At 63.2% G+C, this 22,614-nt stretch carries 20 protein-coding genes and 1 pseudogene; 14 read left to right on the top strand and 7 right to left on the bottom strand.

The annotated features are described in order from the left end of the window. Positions 1–102: 102 nt before the first annotated feature. The 7 genes from EGJ09_RS03035 (at position 103) to EGJ09_RS03005 (ending at position 7,839) form a co-directional block, all read left to right on the top strand. A complete protein-coding gene (locus tag EGJ09_RS03035; protein ID WP_125923203.1) occupies positions 103–1,860 on the top strand; it encodes a sigma-54-dependent Fis family transcriptional regulator in 1,758 nt (585 codons plus the stop codon). Between the two features lie 143 nt (positions 1,861–2,003). Continuing rightward, positions 2,004–3,068 carry an ornithine cyclodeaminase gene (locus EGJ09_RS03030; protein ID WP_125923202.1) on the top strand — a complete coding sequence of 355 codons (1,065 nt, stop codon included), beginning with the start codon at positions 2,004–2,006 and terminating at the stop codon, positions 3,066–3,068. Positions 3,069–3,172: 104 nt separating this feature from the next. Further along, on the top strand, positions 3,173–3,658 hold the full coding sequence (locus EGJ09_RS03025; RefSeq protein WP_046787921.1) for an Lrp/AsnC family transcriptional regulator: 486 nt from the start codon (positions 3,173–3,175) through the stop codon (positions 3,656–3,658). A 287-nt stretch (positions 3,659–3,945) separates the two neighbouring features. Further along, positions 3,946–5,256 carry a C4-dicarboxylate transporter DctA gene (locus tag EGJ09_RS03020; RefSeq protein ID WP_046787920.1) on the top strand — a complete coding sequence of 437 codons (1,311 nt, stop codon included), beginning with the start codon at positions 3,946–3,948 and terminating at the stop codon, positions 5,254–5,256. A 44-nt stretch (positions 5,257–5,300) separates the two neighbouring features. Further along, positions 5,301–6,005 (top strand): FadR/GntR family transcriptional regulator, encoded by a 705-nt coding sequence (locus tag EGJ09_RS03015; RefSeq protein ID WP_046787919.1) that lies wholly within the window; start codon positions 5,301–5,303, stop codon positions 6,003–6,005. A gap of 16 nt (positions 6,006–6,021) precedes the next feature. Then, positions 6,022–6,702 carry a GntR family transcriptional regulator gene (locus EGJ09_RS03010; RefSeq protein ID WP_046787918.1) on the top strand — a complete coding sequence of 227 codons (681 nt, stop codon included), beginning with the start codon at positions 6,022–6,024 and terminating at the stop codon, positions 6,700–6,702. 75 nt (positions 6,703–6,777) lie between these two features. Then, on the top strand, positions 6,778–7,839 hold the full coding sequence (locus EGJ09_RS03005) for a hypothetical protein (RefSeq protein ID WP_119688597.1): 1,062 nt from the start codon (positions 6,778–6,780) through the stop codon (positions 7,837–7,839). Positions 7,840–7,853: 14 nt separating this feature from the next. Here the strand turns inward: EGJ09_RS03005 and EGJ09_RS03000 are convergent, their stop codons facing one another. After that, a complete protein-coding gene (locus EGJ09_RS03000) occupies positions 7,854–8,282 on the bottom strand; it encodes a PACE efflux transporter (RefSeq protein WP_012313628.1) in 429 nt (142 codons plus the stop codon). Between the two features lie 101 nt (positions 8,283–8,383). On the opposite strand from EGJ09_RS03000, the gene EGJ09_RS02995 reads away from it, so the two are divergent. The 4 genes and pseudogenes from EGJ09_RS02995 to EGJ09_RS02985 all read left to right on the top strand — a co-directional run bounded on the left by EGJ09_RS02995 (position 8,384) and on the right by EGJ09_RS02985 (position 12,230). Further along, positions 8,384–9,262 (top strand): LysR family transcriptional regulator, encoded by an 879-nt coding sequence (locus tag EGJ09_RS02995; protein WP_125923201.1) that lies wholly within the window; start codon positions 8,384–8,386, stop codon positions 9,260–9,262. 140 nt (positions 9,263–9,402) lie between these two features. Further along, positions 9,403–10,425 (top strand): annotated as a pseudogene (gene mcpA / locus EGJ09_RS26990) (methyl-accepting chemotaxis protein McpA); the annotation flags it as partial. A gap of 117 nt (positions 10,426–10,542) precedes the next feature. Next, a complete protein-coding gene (locus EGJ09_RS26985; RefSeq protein ID WP_371316843.1) occupies positions 10,543–11,283 on the top strand; it encodes a methyl-accepting chemotaxis protein in 741 nt (246 codons plus the stop codon). Between the two features lie 161 nt (positions 11,284–11,444). After that, entirely contained in the window at positions 11,445–12,230 is a 786-nt protein-coding gene (locus EGJ09_RS02985; protein WP_125923199.1) for a sulfite exporter TauE/SafE family protein, read from the top strand. A 57-nt stretch (positions 12,231–12,287) separates the two neighbouring features. Here the strand turns inward: EGJ09_RS02985 and EGJ09_RS02980 are convergent, their stop codons facing one another. Next, positions 12,288–12,827: a histidine phosphatase family protein gene (locus EGJ09_RS02980; RefSeq protein ID WP_125923198.1), complete on the bottom strand. Its 540-nt coding sequence runs from the start codon at positions 12,825–12,827 to the stop codon at positions 12,288–12,290. A gap of 141 nt (positions 12,828–12,968) precedes the next feature. On the opposite strand from EGJ09_RS02980, the gene EGJ09_RS02975 reads away from it, so the two are divergent. Next, a complete protein-coding gene (locus EGJ09_RS02975; protein WP_125923197.1) occupies positions 12,969–13,568 on the top strand; it encodes a biliverdin-producing heme oxygenase in 600 nt (199 codons plus the stop codon). Positions 13,569–13,620: 52 nt separating this feature from the next. Here EGJ09_RS02975 and EGJ09_RS02970 read toward each other — a convergent pair whose 3' ends face one another. The 4 genes from EGJ09_RS02970 to EGJ09_RS02955 all read right to left on the bottom strand — a co-directional run bounded on the left by EGJ09_RS02970 (position 13,621) and on the right by EGJ09_RS02955 (position 18,114). Further along, positions 13,621–13,953, bottom strand: coding sequence for a DUF3325 domain-containing protein (locus EGJ09_RS02970; RefSeq protein WP_046787912.1), 333 nt, complete (start codon positions 13,951–13,953; stop codon positions 13,621–13,623). After that, entirely contained in the window at positions 13,950–15,464 is a 1,515-nt protein-coding gene (locus EGJ09_RS02965; RefSeq protein WP_125923196.1) for a PepSY domain-containing protein, read from the bottom strand. The genes EGJ09_RS02970 and EGJ09_RS02965 overlap by 4 nt, the downstream gene beginning before the upstream one ends. Next, positions 15,461–15,748, bottom strand: a complete 288-nt coding sequence (locus EGJ09_RS02960) for a hypothetical protein (RefSeq protein WP_046787910.1) — start codon at positions 15,746–15,748, stop codon at positions 15,461–15,463. Before EGJ09_RS02960 ends, EGJ09_RS02965 begins: the two co-directional genes overlap by 4 nt. Before the next feature lie 125 nt (positions 15,749–15,873). After that, the gene (locus EGJ09_RS02955) at positions 15,874–18,114 is read right to left on the bottom strand and encodes a TonB-dependent siderophore receptor (RefSeq protein ID WP_125923195.1); all 2,241 of its coding nucleotides are present in this window, start codon (positions 18,112–18,114) and stop codon (positions 15,874–15,876) included. A gap of 242 nt (positions 18,115–18,356) precedes the next feature. Here EGJ09_RS02955 and EGJ09_RS02950 point away from each other — a divergent pair, with 242 nt between their 5' ends. Beyond that, positions 18,357–19,640, top strand: coding sequence for an arsenic transporter (locus tag EGJ09_RS02950; RefSeq protein WP_125923194.1), 1,284 nt, complete (start codon positions 18,357–18,359; stop codon positions 19,638–19,640). Here the strand turns inward: EGJ09_RS02950 and dmeF are convergent. Further along, a complete protein-coding gene (dmeF, locus tag EGJ09_RS02945) occupies positions 19,564–20,559 on the bottom strand; it encodes a CDF family Co(II)/Ni(II) efflux transporter DmeF (protein ID WP_125923193.1) in 996 nt (331 codons plus the stop codon). The genes EGJ09_RS02950 and dmeF overlap by 77 nt on opposite strands. Before the next feature lie 297 nt (positions 20,560–20,856). Here dmeF and EGJ09_RS02940 point away from each other — a divergent pair, with 297 nt between their 5' ends. Continuing rightward, positions 20,857–22,599 (top strand): copper resistance system multicopper oxidase, encoded by a 1,743-nt coding sequence (locus tag EGJ09_RS02940; protein WP_125923192.1) that lies wholly within the window; start codon positions 20,857–20,859, stop codon positions 22,597–22,599. Positions 22,600–22,614 lie beyond the last annotated feature (15 nt).

Below are 22,614 nucleotides of genomic sequence, written 5' to 3'. Positions count from 1 at the left end.
ACTTTCGCTGAACACCTGAACAGTGGCGGGTTTGACAATGAACAACGGTGGACGACACTCAACAGCGGTCGGCTGATAACAACAATCACACAGGACAGGCCCATGGCCACCGCCACTTCGACCCATGCCCAACTGATCCAGGCCTCCTGGGCGCGCTGCCGCGATCACGGCCTGCAGCCACAGAGCGCCCCCGACTTCGATTGCCTGACCAAGGCCGAACTCAGCGCCCTGCTGGAGCGGCGCCAGGCACTGTTGCAACACACCCGCGATGGCGTGCTGCCGCAGTACGCGCACCTGCTGGGCAATGCCAGCTACCTGGTGATGCTCGCCGACGCCAACGGCTGCCTGCTCGAGACCTGGGGTTCGCGACGCTTCGTCTGCCCCCAGCACCAGCACGGTTTCAGCGCCGGCGCCCACTGGCACGAACGGGGCGTGGGCACCAATGCGCTGGGTACCGCGCTGGTCTGCGCCGAGCCCGTCCATGTTGGCCAGGACGAACACTTCCTGCGCCAGAACCGCTACATGTCGAGCGCCGCAGCCCCGCTGTACGATGCCCTGCGGCAACTGGTCGGGGTGCTCGACGTGGCCAGCGACGGCTACTTGCCGGCCACCCAGACCCTCGGCCTGGTGCGCATGATGGGCCAGAGCCTGGAGAATCGCCTGATCCTTGCGCAGCATGCCGAACAGCACGCCCAATTGCTGTTCAACAGCGCTTGCGACAACCTCGACAGCCCGTGGGCCGGGCTGCTGGTATTCGATGAGCGTGGCCAGGTACTCGCCGCCAATCATCGAGCCGACAGCCTGCTGGGCGGCAACCCGCTGCAGCAGAACGTCGAGCAACTGTTCCAGATCCCCTTGTGCCAGTTGCTTGCCCACCCCCAGCAGCAACCCTTCGCTTTGCAGGCAGCCGGGCGCAACCGCTTCCACTGCCAGTGGCAAGCCCCCCGGCAAAGCCCCCCGCGCTCAGCGCTTGGCAGTGGCGACCCACGCATGGAAAAGGCCCTGGCCCAGGCCAGCCTGATGCTGGAAAAAGACATCCCGCTGCTGGTCCAGGGTGAAACTGGCGTCGGCAAGGAAGTCTTCGTCCAGGCCCTGCACCGCGCCAGCAGCCGTGCCCGCCAGCCGTTGATCGCGGTCAACTGTGCGGCAATCCCGGCAGAGCTGGTGGAATCGGAGTTGTTCGGTTATGACAAAGGCGCCTTCACCGGCGCTCATCACAAGGGCAACCCCGGGCTGATCCGCAAGGCCGACCAGGGCATCCTGTTCCTCGACGAAATCGGCGACATGCCGCTGCCGACCCAGGCCCGCCTGCTGCGCGTGCTGCAATCGCGCAGCATTCAGCCACTGGGCAGCGGCGAACCGGTAGCGGTGGATATCCGCGTGGTCTCGGCAAGCAATCGGGACCTGACCGAAGAGGTGCGTGCGGGGCGCTTTCGCCAGGACCTCTACTACCGCATCGCGGCAATGGCGGTCGTGTTGCCGGCGCTGCGCGAGCGCACTGACCGGCGAGCATTGATCGAGCACATCCACGCACGTTATCGCGACCCTCACCAACCCCAGCGCTTGGGGCAGCCTATCCTCGAACTGCTTGACCGCCACCCCTGGCCGGGCAATGTGCGCGAGCTGGTGAGTGTGATGCAGGTGGCGCTGGCGCTGGCAGGCGATGGGCCGGTCGGCGTCGAACATCTGCCTGGGGTCTTTCTGGCTGAAACACAAGGGCGCCCGGTGGTGAGCGACTGCAGTGACGATGAGACGGACCTGCACAGCCTGCTGAAACGGGCCAATGGCAACCTCTCGGCCGTGGCGCGGGCTCTGGGGATCAGCCGGACGACTCTGTACAAACGCCTGCGCGAGCAATGACCGAGGGACGACAGCCGATTCAGCTGCCCTGGCCCTGAAGTCAGCCGACCCCGCTGCCCGCACCGCCTTTTTCAGCCGGCATTCCCGCCCTGATCGCCCGACAATATCCCTACAGCCCAACCCGCAAGTTGCAGGGAGATGCCATGACCCGTTTCATCGATGTGCAAGACCTCGCCCGCCTGGTCAACCGCAAAGGCCTGGCCACCTGCCTGATGGAGATGGCCGAGTACATCCGTCAGGACTACCTGCGCTGGGACGATTTCGAGAAGTGCCCGCGCCTGGCCAATCATTCGGCGGACGGCGTGATCGAACTGATGCCGGTTTCCGACTCCAGCCGGTATGCCTTCAAGTATGTCAACGGCCACCCGAAGAACACCCGCCTCGGCCTGCCCACGGTGATGGCCTTTGGCGCCTTGAGCGACGTTGGCTCCGGTGCGCCGCTGCTGCTCAGCGAGATGACCCTGACCACAGCGATGCGTACCGCCGCCACTTCGGCCCTCGCCGCCCGCTACCTGGCGCGTGAAGACAGCCGCAGCATGGCGCTGATTGGCAACGGTTCGCAAAGCGAATTCCAGGCCATCGCCTTCAAGACCCTGCTGGGCATCGACGAGATCCGCCTGTTCGACATCGACCCTGCAGCCACGGCGAAGCTGGTGGCCAACCTGGCGGGCCGCCCAGGGCTCAAGGTGAGCGTCGCCCACAGCGTCGCCGAAGCCGTGCGCGGTGCCGATATCGTCACCACGGTCACGGCAGACAAGACCTACGCAACCATCCTCACGCCGGACATGATCGAACCGGGCGTGCACCTGAACGCCGTGGGCGGCGACTGCCCGGGCAAGACCGAGCTGCACCGCGCCATCGTCGAGCGGGCCCGGGTGATCGTTGAGTACGAGCCGCAAAGCCGGGTCGAAGGCGAAATCCAGCAAATGCCGGCCGATTCGCCGGTCTTCCCATTCTGGCAGGTGGTCGCAGGCCTTGTTCAGGGCCGTGAAAACGCCGACCAGGTGACCCTGTTCGATTCGGTAGGTTTTGCGCTGGAAGATTATTCGGCACTGCGCTACGTGCTCGATACAGCGCTCACGTTAGGGATCGGCCAGGATATCGGGCTGGTGCCGGTGCTGGAAAACCCCAAGGACTTGTATGCACTGCTGCAGCCTCGGGTGGTGGCGGTTCGTTCAGTGCACCGGGCCAACAGCGCCTGCGCCTGACGGACCTTGGGCTGCTGCGCAGCCCAATCGCCGGCGCGTGAGGACGATCACCCGATAACCGCCTAACCTGTCCATGCCCCGCCTTCAAAAAAGAAGCACCGCGCATGGACACCAAGGACGCCACCTCTGCCCCGCTGGACCGCATCGACCAAGCCATCATCGACATACTGCGCGTCGATGGCCGCATCACCTTCGAAAAGCTCTCGACCCTGGTGCATCTTACTCCGCGCCCCTGCCTGGAACGGGTACGCAAGCTGGAACGGCGCGGCGTGATCCGCGGTTATGGCGCAATCATCGACCCGCAGAAGCTCGCACCAGGGCTGTCACTGCTGGTACTCGTAGCCCTTTCCAACCTGCGCGGGCGGTCCGCACAAAAGGCGTTCGAGGCAACCATGCTGGCCTGCCCTGACGTTCATGAATGCCAACTGATCAGTGGCCATTTCGACTACAGCTTGCGCGTGCGCTGTCGTGACATGGAGCACTATCGGGTGCTGAGCGAAAGCTGGATGAACGACGACGCCCTGCACATCGACAAGCTGGTGGCCCACCCTGAACTGGCTTCGGTCAAGAGCATCGCCCCGCCGCCCTGATCGGGCAGAAGTTGGCAGGCAGATTGCTAACACCCTGCAGGTATTGGCAAATGCCGGCCAACGGCGCATCACCTCAATCTGCAGCACGCACCGAACTAGAGCCTGGCAAGCCGAAATGCCCCACAACTGGTCAGACCGGTAAGGCCAAAAAACCTTGCATATTCGGATTTTTCGCGCTTTTATGACTTCGCGCTGAACAAACCGGTAAGACCACAAAAATAAATAAGTCCTGCGCTCTTTCGCCCCGTGCGGCACCGAAGCAAGGACACCGATCAGAGATCACTCCCATGCTCAAATGGTGCTCGCGTTCGATCTTCCTGCAAGTTGTGCTCGGCCTTGCCCTCGGCATCGCCTGCGGCCTCAGTTTCCCCGACCTTTCCCTGCAGCTCAAACCCCTCGGCGACGGCTTCATCAAGCTGATCAAGATGCTTATCGGCCTGATCGTCTTCTGCGTGGTGGTCAGCGGCATTTCCGGTGCTGGCGATCTGAAGAAAGTCGGGCGCATCGGCCTGAAATCGGTGATCTACTTTGAAGTGTTGACCACCATCGCCCTGGTGATCGGCCTGGTGTTCGCCTTTACCAGCGGCATCGGCAGCGGCGCCAACATCCACCTGGATCAGCTTTCTGCTGCCGACGCCAGCGGCCTGGCCGAGCGCGGCCAGCATATCCATGGCGCCACCGCGTTCTTCATGGACCTGATCCCCACCTCCGTGGTGGGCGCCTTCGCCGACAACAACATCCTTCAAGTCTTGCTGTTCTCGGTGCTGTTCGGCAGCGCGCTGAACCTGGTGGGTGACTCGGCCGCCGGTATTTCGCGGTTGATCAACGAACTCAGCCACGTGATTTTCCGCATCATGGGCATGATCGTGCGCCTGGCGCCGATCGGCGTCTTCGGCGCCATCGCCTTCACCACCAGCAAATATGGCCTGGAGTCGCTGCAGCACCTGGGTGGCCTGGTAGCGTTGTTCTACCTGACCTGTGCGGGCTTCGTGCTGATCATCCTGGGCACTGTGATGCGCGTGTCGGGGCTCAAGTTGCTGCCTTTCATCAAGTACCTGCGCGAAGAGTTGACCATCGTCCTGGGCACCGCTTCCTCCGATGCCGTGCTGCCGCAGATCATGCGCAAGCTCGAGCACCTGGGCATTGGCAGCTCCACCGTTGGCCTGGTGATCCCGACCGGCTACTCGTTCAACCTTGACGGCTTCTCCATCTACCTGACCCTGGCCATCGTGTTCATCGCCAACGCCACCGGTACGCCGCTGGCGATGACCGACCTGCTGACCATCCTGCTGGTGTCACTGGTGACGTCCAAAGGCGCTCACGGCATCCCAGGCTCGGCACTGGTTATCCTCGCCGCCACCCTCACCGCCGTGCCGGCGATCCCGGTGGTCGGCCTGGTGCTGGTGCTGGCAGTGGACTGGTTCATGGGCATCGGCCGGGCGCTGACCAACCTGATCGGCAACTGCGTGGCTACCGTGGCCATTGCCCGCTGGGAAAAAGACATCGATCTGGAGCGTGCGCAGAACGTGCTCGATGGCAAACCCGGCTTTGCCCATGCACCGCGCAAGCAGCCCAACGCCCATCAACAGGAATTCTGAGCCCACGTGGCCGGCGCTGACGCCGGCCCTTTCAGGAGAAAACCGTGATCAGCTCATCGACCGTCGTCAACTCAGTGGTGGAAAAACTGCGCCAGGCCCTGGCCCGCGGCCAGTGGCGCTCCGGCGACATGCTGCCTGGCCAGCGCGAGCTGGCCGAACAGTTGGGCATCAGCCGCCCCAGCCTGCGCGAAGCCGTGACCGTTCTCGAGACCCTCGGCCTGGTGCGCTCCATGCCGGGCAAGGGCGTACTGGTGCTGGATGCCGAAACGGCCGTGCTGGAGCCAGGCGTCGACAGCAGCGCTGCGGCGAGCCTGGCCGATGTCCTGGAGCTGCGCTACACCCTCGAACCGTTCATCGTCGGCCTGGTGGCGCAATCGGCCAACAGCCAGGACATCGGCCAGCTACGCCTGACCCTGATGGACATGCGCGAAGCGCTGGATGCCGATGACAGCGATGCCGGGGCCAAGGCCTACATCGCCTTCCACGAGGCGCTGTTCGCGCTGACCACCAACCCGATTTTCCAGAGCGTGGTACAGCAGACCGGCAATGCCCTCAAGCAAAGCGCCAACATGCTGCGCAACTCACCCGAACACCTTGCTGCGCGGCTCAAGGAAAACGAAGCCGTGGTACGCGCCATTCGCGACCGCAACAGTGCCCAGGCCAGCGCCCAGATGCGCCAGCACATCCTTGCCGAAGGGCAGCGGATGGGCATCGAACTGAACATCCCGGATGACCATCCGCGCCAATGACCCCAGGAGAGCGACCATGACCGCCTGCGCCCACGCCGCCCCCCACCTGCCTGCCCTGCTCGGGGCCGGCGAAACCCGCCTGTCGGCCGAGCAGATCTACCCCCGCCTGTTCGACGCGATTCTCGAGCAGCGCTTGCCACCCGGCAGCCTGCTGCCCGAGCAGGCACTGGGCAACGCCTTCGGCGTCAGCCGCACGGTGATCCGCCGGGTACTCGGGCGCCTCTCGGACCAGCAAGTGGTGGTACAGCGCCCCAGCCACACCGCGCACCTGGCCGCCCCTGATCCACAACAGGCGCGCCAGGTGCTGAGCGCCCGGCGCCTGGCCGAAACCACCCTGATCAGCCTGGCAGCGCAACGCGCGCGGCCGGCGCAGATCCGCCAACTGCGTTCGCTGGTGGAGCGCGAGCGCCAGCACCACGAGCGTGGCGAACGTTGCGCGGCAATCCGCCTGGGCGGCGAATTCCACCTCAAGCTTGCCCAGGTGGCCGCCAATGCACCGCTGGCACGTTTTCTCAACGGTCTGGTGCCGATGACGTCTTTGATCATCGCCCGCTATGAATCGCCCTGCTGCGACCACTGTGCCTGGCAAGAGCACGCGGCGATCATCGATGCCGTGGAGGCTGGTGACGCGGCAGCCGCGCTTGCACTGATGGATGAGCACCTGGACCGCCTGGAAGAAAAACTCGACCTCGCCTGACAGGGCGCATGCACAGCCGATCACCGGCCCTATACTCGGTTAACCACCCAGCCTCGAAACCCGGGAGGCGGTCGTGTGAACCCACGCATCCTCGTGCTGCTCTGCCTTCTGCTGGCCCTCGGCGGCTGCGCCGGCAAGCGCCCGCCTGCCCCGCCACCGCCCGCCGTGCTGACCCCCGCCGCCTGGCAACGCATCGACCAGGAACTGATCGATGCATCGGTAGGCGCCGCAGGCTCGGCCAACGACTATGCGCGGCGCTCGATGCGGGTATGGAAAGAACAGGTACAGCAACGTACCGAAAGCGACTTCATTCCCTGGTTCACCGGTTACTGGACCCAGCAATGGCTGACCCTCAAGGTCGCCTGGTACAAGCTCAACAGCGGTGAGGGCCGCGAGCCTGCGGAGAAGCGCCTGGCCCTGTACCTGCAGGAGCAGTACCAGAACCGGGTGATCGAGCCGGTGGCCGAGCAGATCAACCCCGAAGTCATCCGCGACCGCGCCTGCGAGTTGTACCTGCAACTCTTTGGCCAGCAACTGCCGGCCATCATCCAGCGCTACAACGCCCCACCCGATCAGCTCAGCCAGCGCCTGAACCGGGTCCCGGCCATTGCCCTGGGGCCGCCGCCGGCGCGCAACGCCAGCCTCTATCAATTGCTCAAGGCCAAGCCACTCGACCAGCAACCCGCCTGGCTCGCCCTGCGCGACCACCTGCACCGGCAAGCGGCCAAGGGCCCGGGGCAGACCGACGTAGGCCTGTCCTCGGTGGCCACCCGCGCCAGCGAAAAGCTTGGCGCCACCCTGGCCCCTCGCGGCATTGCCAGTGCCGTGGCCAGTGCGGTGGGCAAGGTGGCCGGGGCGATGATCTCGGTGGCGGCAGCCGGCTACGGCATGATCACCCACGATCGCGATCACCCGGAGATGGTCGAGCAATTGCGGGTGATCCTCAACGTGGCGCTCAATCAGGAATGGCAGGAGTTGATGGAGAACCGCCAGAGCGGCGCCATGGCGGGGGTGTACTACCTGTCGGGGCAGGTCGAGGACAGTTTGCTGGCCAGTGCGCCGCGGCCAGTGGACCCGGCCGTGCAACCGGAACAACCTGCGCGGCAGGAACCCTTGTTGATCCGCCTGCCGCCATAGCGGTACCGACACCCTCAGGCGGTGGCCATGGCCGATGCCGGCAGACCGAAGATGCGGTCGAACGCCCAGTTGTAGGCAAAGGTGTAGCACGGCACCAGGATGATAAAGGCAAGGTCCACCAGGAACGCCTCGACCAGGCTCATGCCCAGCCACCAGGCAATCAGCGGGATCAGGTACACCACCAGGGTCAGCTGGAAACCGACGGCATGCACCACCCGCCGTGCCACGCTGCGGCCGCGCTTGGCCTGGCGGCTCTCCCAATACTCGAACAGGCTGTTGTAAATCAGGTTCCAGAGCATGGCGATGGTGGTGATCATCACCGCCAGCGGCCCGGTATGCGAAGCCTGGGTATCGGACAAGTAAGCCAGCCCCAGCGTCGACATGCACAAGCCGATCAGCTCGTAGAAAGTCACGTAGACCAGTTTGCGTTTCAGTCCTTGCACCGGTTTTACCTCATGTGGAATCAAGCGAAGGGCGCGAGAATGATTCAAATTTATTGACAGAAAAAGTCTGTAGCTTTCAGATTGACTGACAGGAGGCCGACATGAACTTTTCCAGTGACAATATCCAGCTGTTCCTCGCCGTGCTCGACCGGGGTTCGTTTTCCGCTGCGGCGCGCACCCTTGGCCGGGTACCTTCTGCCGTCAGCATGGCCATCGGCAACCTTGAAGCCGAACTGGGCTACCCCCTGTTCGAGCGTGGCCCGCGCGAGGTTCACCCCACCGCCCAGGCGGTGGCGCTAGAGCCGCACGCCAGGCTGATCGCCGAGCAACTGGGGCTATTGCAGGTGCACGCACTGGAGTTGTCGCAAGGGCTGGAAAGCAGCCTGACCCTCGCCGTGGTCCCGGACATCGATCAGCGCCCGCTGTTTACTGCCATCGCCAGCCTGGGTGAGCGCTACCCGCTGCTGGACATCCAACTGCTCAGCGCCCCGCAGGAAGACGCATTGCAGTTGCTCGACAGCGGCCGTGCCGACCTGTGCCTGGCCTTCGCCGGCCTGCACGTCGATGCCCGCCGGGGGTTTCAGCACATTGGTACAGAATCGCTGGTTGCCACCCTGTCACCGGCGCACCCGGCACTGCGCGACGGGCGCATCCGCTACCTGGAAGACCTGATCAACGTGCGCCAGATCCTGGTGCGCAGCCGCGACCTGCCCCTGGCCGACCCGCGCGCGCTGATCGGCGCCACGCACTGGTCCACCGACAGTTTCGACTTCGCCGTGCAAATGGTCGAAGCAGGCCTTGGCTGGGGCGATTTGCCCTTGGCCAGAGTGGCGCCACTGATCGCTGCCGGGCGCCTGGTACGTCTGCGTTTTGGCAATACCCGCAACGAACTTCAGTTGCCGATTCATGCCTTCTGGCGCAGGCAGCAACCGCTGCGCCAAGCGGCGCGTCTGCTGATCGAACAGCTAGCCAACTGCTAGCGCACCGTCCGTCGAAATCGCCTCAGCCTGATGACGTAAGTGCTTCAATTTTTTATGAGATTTGCCGATATCAGAGTGGACAGGCCCATCGCGCCACAAGCGCGCAGTGCCCTCCCCTCCATGGCTCAAGGTCTCGAAACATGAACCTGAAATTTCGCCACAAGATCCTCCTCAGCGCGTGCGGCGTCGTGGTACTGGCCTTTGCCCTGTTCACGCTCTACAACGATTACCTGCAACGCAACATCATCGCCCAGAACATCGAATCGTCGGTGCAGCAGTCCGGTGCGCTGACTGCCAGCAGCGTACAGAACTGGATGAGCGGGCGCATCCTGGTGCTGGAGAACCTGGCCCAGGACATTGCTGAACAAGGGACGGGCGATACCCTGGCCGGGCTGATCGAGCAGCCTTCCTACACGCAAAATTTCCTGTTCACCTACCTGGGCCAGGCCAATGGTGTGTTCACCCAGCGCCCCAATGCCCAGATGCCGGCCGGTTACGACCCACGCCAGCGCCCATGGTACGGCGCCGCCGCAAACGCCGGGCAGACCGTGCTCACCGCCCCTTACCAAGGCGCCGTCGGAGGCCTGATGGTGACCATCGCCACGCCGGTGAAGCGTGACGGCGAAATGCTCGGAGTGGTCGGCGGCGACCTGACCCTCGATACCTTGGTGCAGATCATCAATTCGGTCGACTTCGGCGGCATCGGCCACGCCTTCCTCGCCGACAGCAGCGGCCAGGTGATCGTCAGCCCCGACAAAGACCAGGTGATGAAGAACCTCAAGGACATCTACCCAGGCGCTGGCTTGCGCGTGGAGCCCGGCATGCAGGATGTCACCCTCGATGGCCAACAGCGGTTGATCTCCTTTGCCCCGGTGGCCGGCTTGCCGTCTGCCCAGTGGTATATCGGCCTGTCGATCGACAAGGACAAGGCCTACGCCGCATTGGGCCAGTTCCGCACCTCGGCGATCATCGCCATGGTCATTGCCGTGGCGGCCATCGCCGGGCTGCTGGGCTTGCTGATCCCGGTGCTGATGCGCCCGCTGACCACCATGGGCCGCGCCATGCGCGACATCGCCGAAGGTGAAGGCGACCTGACTCGCCGCCTTGCCGTGCAGCGCAAGGACGAGTTCGGCGAGCTGGCCACCTCGTTCAACCACTTTGTAGAACGCATTCACACCTCGATCAGCGAAGTGTCGTCGGCCACGCGGCTGGTGCACGACCTGTCGGAAAAGGTGGTCAACGCCTCCAATGCCTCGATCATCGGTTCCGAAGAGCAGAGCATGCGCACCAACAGTGTCGCTGCGGCCATCAACCAGCTGGGTGCCGCCACTCAGGAAATCGCACGCAACGCTGCCGACGCTTCGCAGCACGCCAGCGGCGCCAGCGAGCAGGCCAATGGCGGGCGCGAAGTGGTGGAAGAAGCGATCAACGCCATGACCGCCCTGTCGCAGCGCATCAGCGAATCCTGCGAACAGATCGAAACGCTCAATGCCAGCACCGACGAAATCGGCAAGATCCTCGACGTGATCAAGGGCATCTCCCAGCAGACCAACCTGCTGGCGCTCAACGCCGCGATCGAAGCGGCCCGTGCTGGTGAAGCCGGGCGCGGGTTTGCCGTGGTCGCCGACGAGGTTCGCAACCTGGCGCACCGCACCCAGGAATCGGCGGAAGAGATCCACCGCATGATCACCAGCCTGCAGGTCGGCTCGCGTGAGGCGGTGCACACCATGAACACCAGCCAGGTGTCCAGCGAACAGACCGTGCAGGTCGCCAACCAGGCCGGTGTTCGCCTGGCCAGCGTGACCCAGCGCATCGGCGAGATCGACGGCATGAACCAGTCGGTGGCCACCGCTACCGAAGAGCAGACCGCAGTGGTCGAGAGCCTTAACCTGGACATCACCCAGATCAATGCGCTCAACCAGCAAGGGGTAGAGAACCTCAACCAGACGCTGCAGCATTGCGATGCGCTGGCGCAGCAGGCCGGGCGTTTGAAGCAACTGGTGGGCAGCTTCCGCATCTGAGGTGATGTGCCGGCACGCTCGCCTTCTGCAGGGGATGAGCGTGCCGGCGCTGAAGCCCAGGCAGTTATAACCTAATAACGAACAAGTCTATTTGGCTATATAAACTACCTATATGCTGGCACCCATCCGATCACGGGCAAAGCTGGGCAGTCGAGTAGCGTATGGATGTAGGTTCTTTCGGTTTCACCATAGCCGGGCTGGTTGTGGGGTTCATCGTCGGCATGACCGGCGTCGGTGGCGGTTCGCTGATGACGCCGATCCTGCTGTGGTTTGGCATCAGCCCGGCCACCGCTGTCGGCACCGACCTGCTCTACGCCGCCATCACCAAGGCCAGTGGCGTGTGGGTGCACAGCCGCAACAAGAACATCGACTGGAGAATCACCGGCCTGCTCAGCCTGGGCAGCGTCCCGGCAGCAGCGCTGACCCTGTGGTTCCTGAGCTCCCTGCACACCGACACCTCGGCGCTCAACGGCATCATCAAGCAGGGCCTGGCGGTGGTATTGATCCTCACTGCGCTGGCAATCCTGTTCAAGTCGCGGCTGCAAGCGTTCGCCAACCGCCATGCCGGTGACCATTACCAACTTAGCGACCGTAGCCTAAACATCCTTACCGTACTCACCGGCGTGGTGCTGGGTGTCATGGTAACCCTCACCTCGATCGGTGCCGGCGCCCTAGGCACCGTGGCGCTGTTTTTGCTTTACCCGTTCCTGGTCACCCGCCGCCTGGTGGGCACCGAGATCGCCCACGCGGTGCCGTTGACCCTGGTCGCAGGCCTGGGCCACGCCGGCATGGGCAACATGGACTGGTCGCTGCTGGGTTACCTGCTGCTCGGCTCGTTGCCCGGCATCTACCTGGGCAGCCACCTCACCGGGCGGATCTCCGACCGCGTGCTGCGGCCCTGCCTGGCGGGGATGCTGTTGCTGATCGGGTACAAGCTGGCGTTTTGAGGAAAGGGTTTGGCGTGAGACGGGTTGGCCGGCCCTCACGCCATCACAAGCCACACCTCACCCGAGCTGCAAGCGCCATCGCCCGGTAAAGCTCAGTTGCACACGCGACAAAGGCAGCACATCAATCTGCCGATGGGCAGCCAGGGGGCAGCCAAGCACCTGCACCAGCACCGCACGAATCACCATGGGATGGGTCACCGCCACCCACTCGCCCGGTTTATCGAATGCCGCCAGCCACCCCGCCATGCGCTGGCACAGCTCGGCAAACGACTCACCACCATGCGGCGCACTGTGCGGGTCGTCCAGCCACAACGCCAGCGCCTGCGGTTGCTCAGCCTGCAATTGTTTCAATGCCAGCCCGTGCCAGCACCCCAGGTCGCAATCGGCCAACGCTGGCTCGACCTGCACCGGCATCGAAAAACCTGCCGCCGTTGCCCTCGTACGCTGCTCCGGCGCGGTCAGCATGCGCGTTTCAGGTGCCACGGCGAACGGCTGGGCGTGCAGCGGCAAGATGCTGTCGTCAGGGCGGTGCAAGCGCCCGGTCTTCTGGGCCGTTGTCAGGGCATGACAGATCAAGGTCAGGTGTACGGCTTTCACCAGGCGGCTTCTTCGCAGGGGACGGCCGACTGGTTTAGCACGCCGAGGTTATTTTTTCCGCAACAATGTCGCAGCCCTGGAGGAACACTGCGTTACGATGGCCAGTCCAAATTAGGCGAAATGCCACTAGAGCCGACCCGAATGCCAGCCAGCTCCTCCTCTCCCAGCCCGTTGCTGCTAGCCCTGCGCGAGGGCACACGCGACTGCCACAAGTCGCTCGAAGCCCGCCTGCCGTTCTTTCAAGCGCACTTCGATGCCGCTGCCTACAGCCGGCTACTGCAAGCCTATTACGGGTTCCACGCCCCTCTCGAAGCGCGGCTGGGCGATTATCAGGAACCCGTGAGGGCCAAGACACCGGCTCTCACCCTGGACCTGCAAGCCTTGCACCTGAGCGCCGCCGACATCGATGCCCTGCCCCTGTGCCAGGCGCTGCCTGCCATCAACGATGAGGCAAGCGCGCTGGGTGTGATGTACGTAATGGAAGGCTCGACCCTGGGCGGTCAGGTACTCAAAAAGGCGATGTCCGAACGCCTGGGTCTCGACCCGGCCAGCGGCACAGGTTTTTTAGATGTATACGGTGCGCGGACCGGCAACTACTGGCGCAGCTTTCTCGACCGCCTTGGCCAGGCCTCGACAGCACCTGCAGCGCAGGCCGCCACCGTGCAGGCGGCCATCGAAACATTCCAGTGCTTCGAGCGCTGGCTCGGGCAACGCAACGTGCTGAACCAAAAACCCGGCTAAAGAGGCCTGTTTGCTCTGACCCTGCCGCCGGCAAGCCGGCGATGGGGCCCGCTCAGGCAAACAGCTGCAGCAGCACCCACCCCGGCACCAACCCCGCCAGCCCGACCGCCAGCCGCGGCCAATACGGCAACAGCACGACCAGCAGCATTGCCCCCAGCGACATCATCGCCAACCAGGCCACCGGCGCCATGGCCCAGCCCCAGGCCTGGGCACAGAGCAACAGGCTGATCATAAGTGCCAGCCAGCCAGCGCCACGCAGCACCACGCGCAATGGCCGCGGGCAAGCCCGCTGCCATACCTGCTTGTAGTGCCGCTCCAGGCCTTGGCAAAGGCCAAGCATGCCGGCATAGGCGAACAGCGTGCCGCCCGCGATCAGCATCATCATGCGCCTGCCTCCACGCTGCGCCCTGCCTTGCGTGCAAGCGGCGCCGGCTCGGCGTTCTGCACGCGCCACGCCACCACACCGAGCAATACCCCCAGCACCAGTGCGCAAGCCGCCACGCCCAGGCGCAAGGCATCCGCCAGCCCACCGAACAGCCCAAGGCCCATGCACAGCAGTGCCGTCAGTCCCAACTGCTCCACCCACGCCCGGCGCGCAGGCCTGATACCCGCATGCAACAGCGCCAGCAGCCATACACCAAAGAACGCCCGCACCTCCCAGGCTTCGCGCTGTACCAGCTCGACCGGCAGCAGGCGGCTGGCCCAGAGCAAGCCGGCACAGGCCAGCAGCAAACCGGCAACGAAACCGACATTGCACACCTCGGCCACCCGGTACCAACGCCGCGCCGACAACTGCGCGCTGGCGTACTTGCGCCCACGCTTCACGCAAAACAGCACCAGGCCACTGGCGATCATCACGCAGCTGATAACGCCACAAACGAAGTACAACCAACGCATCGGGTACCCGCCAAACTGGGCAAAATGCAGGCCGACCATGACCCGCTGGGTCAAGGGGGCCGCACGCCACTCGGTCACATCGCTGAGCAACTGGCCGCTGACACCATCGAATACCATGGCCTGCCCCTTGGACAGGGCGATGCGGTTACCCAGTTCAGGGCGGACCTCGATACGTGCCCCGGCAGTGTTGGGATTGCGGATATTGAAACCGCCTATGGGCCCCAAGCGTGCCTGCGCCTGGGCCAGTAGCGGCACCACATCGGCCAGCTCCGCAGGTTGCCTGGCAAGGCCCCTTGGCTGCTCCAGGCGGGCGTTGCCCTGGGCCTTGAAGTAGGCCCGGTTGTCCCCGGCGAACAGCGCATCGACACCTGCAGGAATGTAGATGAGCATGAAGATCACAAGCCCCGTGTAGGTGATCATCAGGTGGAATGGCAGCAACAGCACTGCACTGGCGTTGTGAAAGTCCAGCCAGGAGCGCTGGCCCTTGTTCGGCCGGAAAGTGAAGAACTCCTTGAAGATCTTCTTGTGGATGACAATGCCGGTGACAAGCGCCGCCAGCATCACCAGCGCCAGTGCACCGACCACGAAGATGCCCCAGTTGCGCGGCAGGTCGAGGGTGAAATGGAAGCGGAAAAAGAAATTGCCGCCGACACTGTCGCGTACCTCGATGGCCTCGCCCGTCTGCGGGTCGAGCTGTACGCCGCCGCCATGGCGCCGCTCACCGGTAGACACCCGCAGCCCGGGCGAACGATCGGTGGGCAGGCTGACGCCCCAGTTGCCGGCCTGCGGCTCATGGGCTTGCAGGTAGGCAATGGCGCGCCGCGCGGCATCGGCCTGGGTCACTTCACTGGCCGGGATTTCCGGCTGCATCCAGTGGTTCAGTTCTTTGTCGAACACCGCCAGGGTGCCGGTGACGAAGATGGCGAACAGCAGCCAGCCGAAGATCAGCCCGCCCCAGGTGTGCAGCCAGGCCATCGATTGAGTGAAGGTGTTCTTCATGCCAGCCACTCCAGCGCCTGGGGCCAGAAGCCGATCAACGCCAGGGGCGCAGCCAGGGCCAGCGGTAGCCAGGCGCGCACCGCGTCACGGCTGGCAAAGGCCCATAGGATGGCTGCGGTGTAGAAAATGAAGGCCGGCAGGGTCGCGACGATGACCGCATCGGCAGGTGACAGGGGCAGCAGCCGCGCCAGGCAGGCGGTGGCCGCATAGCTAAGCGCGTAGCCCCCCAACAGCGCGGCGCTGCTGCGCGAGAGGATCTGCAACCAGGCGGTCTTAGTGTTCATTGGGGTATTTCCTGGTAGTCACATCGAGGCAAGCCCGCTCCCCAGGTACGCCACTTCGCTTGCGCCCGTGGGGTATCTGCAGGAGCGGGCTTGCCCCGCGAATGGGCCGCAGCGCGGCCCCAGTATCAGAACGAGATATTCAAGGAAGCAAACACCGCACGTCCCGGCTGGTTGTAGGTGTTGGCACCCGAGCTGCTGGCATTGCCACCGCGATAGATTTGCTTGTCGAACACGTTGTTCACGCCCACCCGCACGTCATAGTTGGCGTTGAACTTGTACCCGGTGCTGACATCCACCAGCCCGTAAGCCTCGACATCCTGCTGCGCCTCGGCGTCGTAGTCTTCCTGGGTGCGGTAGTTGTAGGTCGGCGACTTCTGCTTGCCGTAGTAGGTCCCGGCCACCTGGAACGAAAGCTTGTCGGTGGCGCGCCAGTCCAGGGTGCTGTTGAGCGTGTATTCGGGGATCACCGACAGCGGCTCGCCCGTCTCGCGGTTGTCGTTGTCGAGCATCCAGGTCAGGTTGGTGTTCCAGTCCAGTACCGGGGTCAGTTCGACGAACAGGTTGCCCTCGATGCCTTCCACACGTGCCTCGCCGGCGTTCTCCCACTGGGTCACGCGGCGGCCGCTGTTGATGGTGTAAAGCACATCGGTGTCACCGATGATCTTGTTCTTGTAATCGTTGCGGAAGTACGTCGCGCTGGTACGCCAGGTGCCGCGGTCGTACAACAGGCCGATTTCCTTGTTGACGCTGATTTCCGGCTTGAGGTCGGCATTGCCCTGCAGGTAGCAGCCCCCGGAGTTGCTCTGCTGCACACTGCAACCGTTGCCACGGCTGTAGAGCAGGTAGTTGGGGTTGGACTGATACAGGTTCGGCACCTTGTAGGCCCGGGCGATACCGCCCTTGACCGACAGCGCATCGGTCAGCTTGTGCGACAGGTTGAGGCTGGGGCTGAAGTTGTCGCCAAAGGTTTCGTGGTGGTCGAAGCGCAGGCCCGGGGTGACGGTGGTGTCGCCCAGCACAATGTTGTCCTCGACGAACAACGCGTAGCTCTTGGCGGTCATCTTCGAGTTGCTGCGATCGAAGCCACTGATGACGTCACTGCCACCGCCGCTGGGGTCGAAGCTCTGGGGGCGGAACGAGCCCTGGTCGTTGAGCGATTCGTAAAGGTACTCGCCGCCCAGGGTCAGCACATGTTCAGTACTGCCCATGGCAAACGGCAGGTTCACTTCGCTGCTCAGGCGAGTGTTGCGCAGCCGCGACATGGCTGCACCGCTGTCGTTGATCGCACCTTCCGGGCCACCGGCCAGGCCTTCGTTGAGACGCCAGTTGCGTACGTATTCGTAAGCCAGGCTGGTCTTGCTGGTGCCCCAGCTGAAATCGCCAAGGTGGGTCAGGTCATAGGTGTTGCGCTGCATGACATTGGTCTCGTGGCCATACAGGCTGGAGATCAGGTCGACATTGCTACCACCGTTGCTGTTCATGGTATCGCCGGCATAGAGGTTGCCCTGGCGGCTGTAACCGGCGCTGGCTTCAAGGCGGTGCTCGTCGTTGAGCCGCCAGCTCAGCAGGCCGTTGATGTCCTTGTTGCGCACGCCCTCACGGCCGGCGACCAGCGCGCTGTTGGCGTGGTCGGCGTTGATGTCCAGGTCGTCGGCGTCGGTCTTGGCCAGGCCACCGTACAAACGGAAACCGAGGTTGTCGGTAAGCCCACCGCTGAGGTTGAAGTTGGCACGACGGCTGACACCCTCGGCACTGTCTTGCGGCATTTGCGTGAACAGGTTGAGGCTGCCCTTGAACGCCTCGGTGGGCCGCTTGGTGATGATGTTCACCACCCCGCCCATGGCGCCCGAGCCGTAGCGCGCCGCCGCGGGGCCGCGCAGGATTTCGATGCGCTCGACCGCCTCGGCCGGCACCCAGTTGGTTTCGCCGCGGGTGTCGCGGTCGCCGTTCCAGCCGTAGCGCACGGCGTTGCGCGCGCTGGACGGTTTGCCGTCGATGAGGATCAGGGTGTTCTCCGGGCCCATGCCGCGCAGGTCGATCTGCCGGTTGTTGCCACGCGCACCACTGGCGCTGTTGCCGGTCAGGTTGACCCCCGGCTCCCGACGGATGATGTCGGACAGGTCGTTGGCCGGCGGGCGACGCTTGATGTCTTCTTCAGTGATGATCGACGAACCCAGCGCCTGACGTGCCTCACGCTCTGCAGTGACCAGGGTGTCCTGGATCACCAGTGCGTCGTCGGCCACCGGCATTTCCAGCACCTCACCAGGGCTGCGCTCCACTGTTTCAGCGGCGGTCGCCATCATGGCCGGTGACGCCAACGCGACAAACGCCAGGGCCAGGCTGTTGGGTGAAGTTCTGCACTGCATTGACACATCTCCTGCGATGGGTAAGCGAAGGGCACATCCCTGCCAGGAAGCCGGAAGGCCCGCGCCCACCGGCCTCGCAAACACTGTTCGGGGGCCAACAGGGTTGGTAAATATAGTGATTCTCAAATGGGTTTAAATCTTATTTACGAAACTTACATGTTTGCACCGGAACTTTTCCGACGCGTAGCCAGCCCGTGTACAGTCACTTTTGCCCCTCTCCCCTGAGATGAGACAGCGTTTCCATGCTCCCAGCCGCTCTGATCTTCCTGTTCACCCTGACCCTGGTCGTCTGGCAGCCCAAAGGCCTCAGCGTTGGCTGGAGCGCCACACTTGGCGCCGTGCTGGCCCTGGTGTTCGGCGTGGTATCGCTGCATGACATCCCCACGGTATGGGCCATCATCTGGAACGCCACCGCCACCTTCATCGCCCTGATCGTCATCAGCCTGCTGCTGGACGAAGCGGGCTTTTTCGAATGGGCGGCGCTGCATGTGGCGCGCTGGGCGCGAGGGGACGGGCGCCGCCTGTTCGCCTTCATGGTGCTGCTGGGCGCGGCGGTGTCGGCGCTGTTCGCCAATGACGGCGCGGCGCTGATCCTCACCCCGATCGTCATGTCGATGCTGCTGGCGCTGCGCGTCTCCCCGGCGGCGACCCTGGCCTTCGTCATGGGTGCAGGCTTCATTGCCGACACCGCCAGCCTGCCGCTGGTGGTATCCAACCTGGTGAACATCGTCTCGGCGGACTACTTCGATCTGGGGTTCAACGCCTATGCCTCGGTGATGGTGCCAGTGAACCTGGTAGCAGTGGCTGCCACGCTACTGGTGCTGTGGCTGTATTTTCGCCGCGACATTGCGCTGCGCTATGCCACCGAGGACCTCAAGGTGCCGGCCATGGCCGTGCGCGACCGCGCAACGTTCCGTGTCGGCTGGGCGGTGCTGCTGGCATTGCTGGCCAGCCTGTTCGTGCTCGAGCCCATGGGCATTCCGGTCAGTGCCGTGGCCGCAGCCTGCGCGGCGGTACTGTTCGCCGTTGCCGCCCGGGGCCATGTGATCTCCACCCGCCGCGTGCTGCGCGAGGCACCGTGGCAGATCGTGGTGTTTTCGTTGGGGATGTACCTGGTGGTCTACGGCTTGCGCAATGCCGGCCTCACCGACTCGCTCGGCAATGTGCTGAGCTGGCTGGCCGGGCACGGGCTGTGGGCAGCCTCGCTGGGTACCGGCCTGATTGCGGCGCTGCTGTCGTCGGTCATGAACAACATGCCCAGCGTGCTGATCGGCGCGCTGTCGATTCATGCCAGCGAGGCGCAGGGTGTGGTGCGCGAAGCGATGATCTATGCCAACGTGATCGGCTGCGACCTGGGGCCGAAGATCACCCCGATCGGCAGCCTGGCCACGCTGTTGTGGCTGCATGTGCTGGCGCGCAAGGGCGTGACCATCGGCTGGGGGTATTACTTCAAGGTTGGGGTGTTGTTGACGGTGCCGGTGTTGCTGGTGACCTTGGCAGCGTTGGCGGTGCGCCTGAGCCTTTGAAAACGCCGCAGGGCACTGCCCTGTATTCGACCGTGAGGTGAGTGACCTCATGTACAGGCCTCAACGCAGCCCGAACGTCATCGGCAGAGAGCACCTCTGGGCCATGCACACTGACGATGGCAGCATGCGCTTGAGGCCCCACTTTCCAGACATGCAGGTCGGTGATCTGCAAATCGCCGGCTTGGCCAAGCAACTCCCTGATTTCTTCGGCGACAGGGTTATCGGTCTTATCAAGCAATACGGCCGCAGTATCCTTCATCAGCAACCACGCCCAGCGTGCAATCACAACAGCGCCAATGATCCCCATGACCGGATCGAGCCATATCCAGCCAAGGTATCTACCGGCCAGCAGCGCGACGATCGCCATGACCGACGTGACCGCATCGGCGAGCACATGGACGTAAGCCGACCGCAAGTTGTTATCTCCATGCGAATGGGTGTGATGCCCATGCGAATGGCTGTGATCATGACCGCCGCTGGCCAGAAGAAGGGCGCTAATGATATTGACCAGCAAACCAACGATCGCAATCAGAGTCGCCATCCCGAACTGCACTTGGGTAGGCTGAAATAGCCGCAGAACCGACTCGATACCGATGCCTAACGAGACAAAACCAAGAATCAACGCAGAAGCGAACCCTCCAAGGTCACCCACTTTACCGGTACCAAAGCTGTAGGCAGCACTTGCCGAATGCTTGCGGGCGTAAGCATAGGCCGCAGCGGCAATTCCCAGCGCGCCCGCATGGGTTGCCATATGGAAACCATCTGCCAAAAGCGCCATCGATCCCGTGACATAGCCTGCGGCAATCTCACCGACCATCATCACCACGGTGAGCATCACTACCCACAATGTTCGTTTGGCATTGTCATCGTGGGCGGTGCCCAAGAAGTTGTGGCTATGTTCGAAATCAGTCGTGCTCATGGCCTGCTCACTTTGAATACCGCCGAATCGGCATCGAATGGGTCTTCAACGTTTTGTGCGCGCTCCAGTTAGGTCAGACCTTTCCCCCCTTGGTTGCCCTTCAGTGTGCAACAAAAATGGCACTCAACCAGAAGCTGACGGAAAAGTAATGTCGGGCTCAGCTTGCTGACAGCGCCCGGTAGCTAGCCTGAACCCGAGACCAGCGCCTATCAGGCGGAGTGAGAGCTCAATTGAAACGGGATGGTTGCCCAAGTCGCAGCCTGGATATCAGTGATCTACCTGACTGGACGCAACGGCATGCAAAGCAAAACCACGAGACGCTCATTCGTCACGGGCCTCGCTGCTACCGGACTACTGGGTGGGCTGGGCATGTGGCGCACGCCGGTCTGGGCCGTGACCAGCCCTGGCCAACCCAACGTACTGACCGGCACCGATTTTGACCTGTACATCGGTGAGCTCCCGGTGAACATTACCGGCGCAGCGCGTACGGCAATGGCCATCAACGGCTCGCTGCCGGGACCGATTCTTCGCTGGCGAGAGGGCGACACAGTCACGCTGCGCGTGCGCAATCGCTTGAAACAGGATACGTCCATCCACTGGCACGGGATCATTCTGCCGGCAAACATGGACGGCGTACCGGGCCTGAGCTTCCATGGCATCGCCCCGGATGGCATGTATGAATACAGGTTCAAGGTCCACCAGAACGGCACCTACTGGTACCACAGCCACTCGGGCTTGCAGGAGCAGGTCGGTGTTTACGGTGCGCTGGTGATCGATGCGAAGGATCCAGAGCCTTTCACCTACGACCGTGACTACGTCGTCATGCTCAGCGACTGGACCGACGCAGATCCGGCGCAGGTCATGTCCAAGCTCAAAAAACAGTCGGACTACTACAACTTCCACAAGCGGACGGTTGGCGATTTCGTCGATGACGTGAGTGAGAAAGGCTGGTCTGGCGCTGTAGCCGATCGGAAGATGTGGGCTGAGATGAAGATGAGCCCAACCGATCTTGCTGACGTGAGTGGGTATACCTACACCTACCTCATGAACGGCAAGGCGCCCAATGACAATTGGACTGGAATATTCAAGCCAGGCGAGAAAATCCGGCTGCGCTTTATCAACGGCTCCGCCATGACCTATTTCGACGTGCGTATACCCGGCTTGAAGATGACGGTCGTCGCAGCCGACGGGCAGTACGTCAAGCCTGTGTCGATCGATGAATTCCGCATCGCGGTTGCCGAAACCTACGATGTCATTGTCGAGCCTGAAAACGAGCAGGCTTACACCCTCTTTGCCCAATCCATGGATCGCACTGGCTATTCCAGAGGCACCCTGGCTGTTCGCGAGGGCATGCAAGGCCCGGTGCCTGCTTTAGACCCAAGGCCTTTGATCTCCATGAGCGACATGGGGATGGACCACGGCAACATGGCCGGCATGGAGCACAACAATATGGCGGGTATGGACCATGACAGCATGGCCGGCATGAATCACGGCAGCATGACGACTGGCAGTGCCATGCAAAGCCATCCCGCCTCGGAAACAAACAACCCGCTGGTCGACATGCAGACCATGACCCCGACGCCCAAGCTGAACGACCCAGGAATCGGGCTTCGTGACAATGGCCGTCGTGTGCTCACTTATTCGGATTTGCGAAGCACCTTCATCGACCCGGATGGCCGTGAACCGGGCCGGACTATCGAACTGCACCTCACCGGCCATATGGAAAAGTTCGCCTGGTCGTTCGACGGCATCAAGTTCTCTGATGCCCAGCCGCTGCGGCTCAAATACGGCGAGCGCCTGCGCATCACCTTGGTCAACGACACCATGATGACTCACCCCATCCACCTGCACGGCATGTGGAGCGACTTGGAGGATGAGAATGGCAACTTCATGGTCCGAAAGCACACGATCGATATGCCTCCCGGCGCGAAACGAAGCTATCGGGTAACCGCCGATGCGCTAGGGCGTTGGGCCTATCACTGCCATCTCATGTACCACATGGAAACGGGCATGTTCCGGGAAGTGCGCGTAGACGAATGAACAGGAGAGACGAGA

Origin of the sequence: Pseudomonas sp. p106 (assembly GCF_003936645.1) — a bacterium.
GTDB lineage: Bacteria > Pseudomonadota > Gammaproteobacteria > Pseudomonadales > Pseudomonadaceae > Aquipseudomonas > Aquipseudomonas putida_E.
This window is presented reverse-complemented; position numbering and strand designations above follow the sequence as displayed.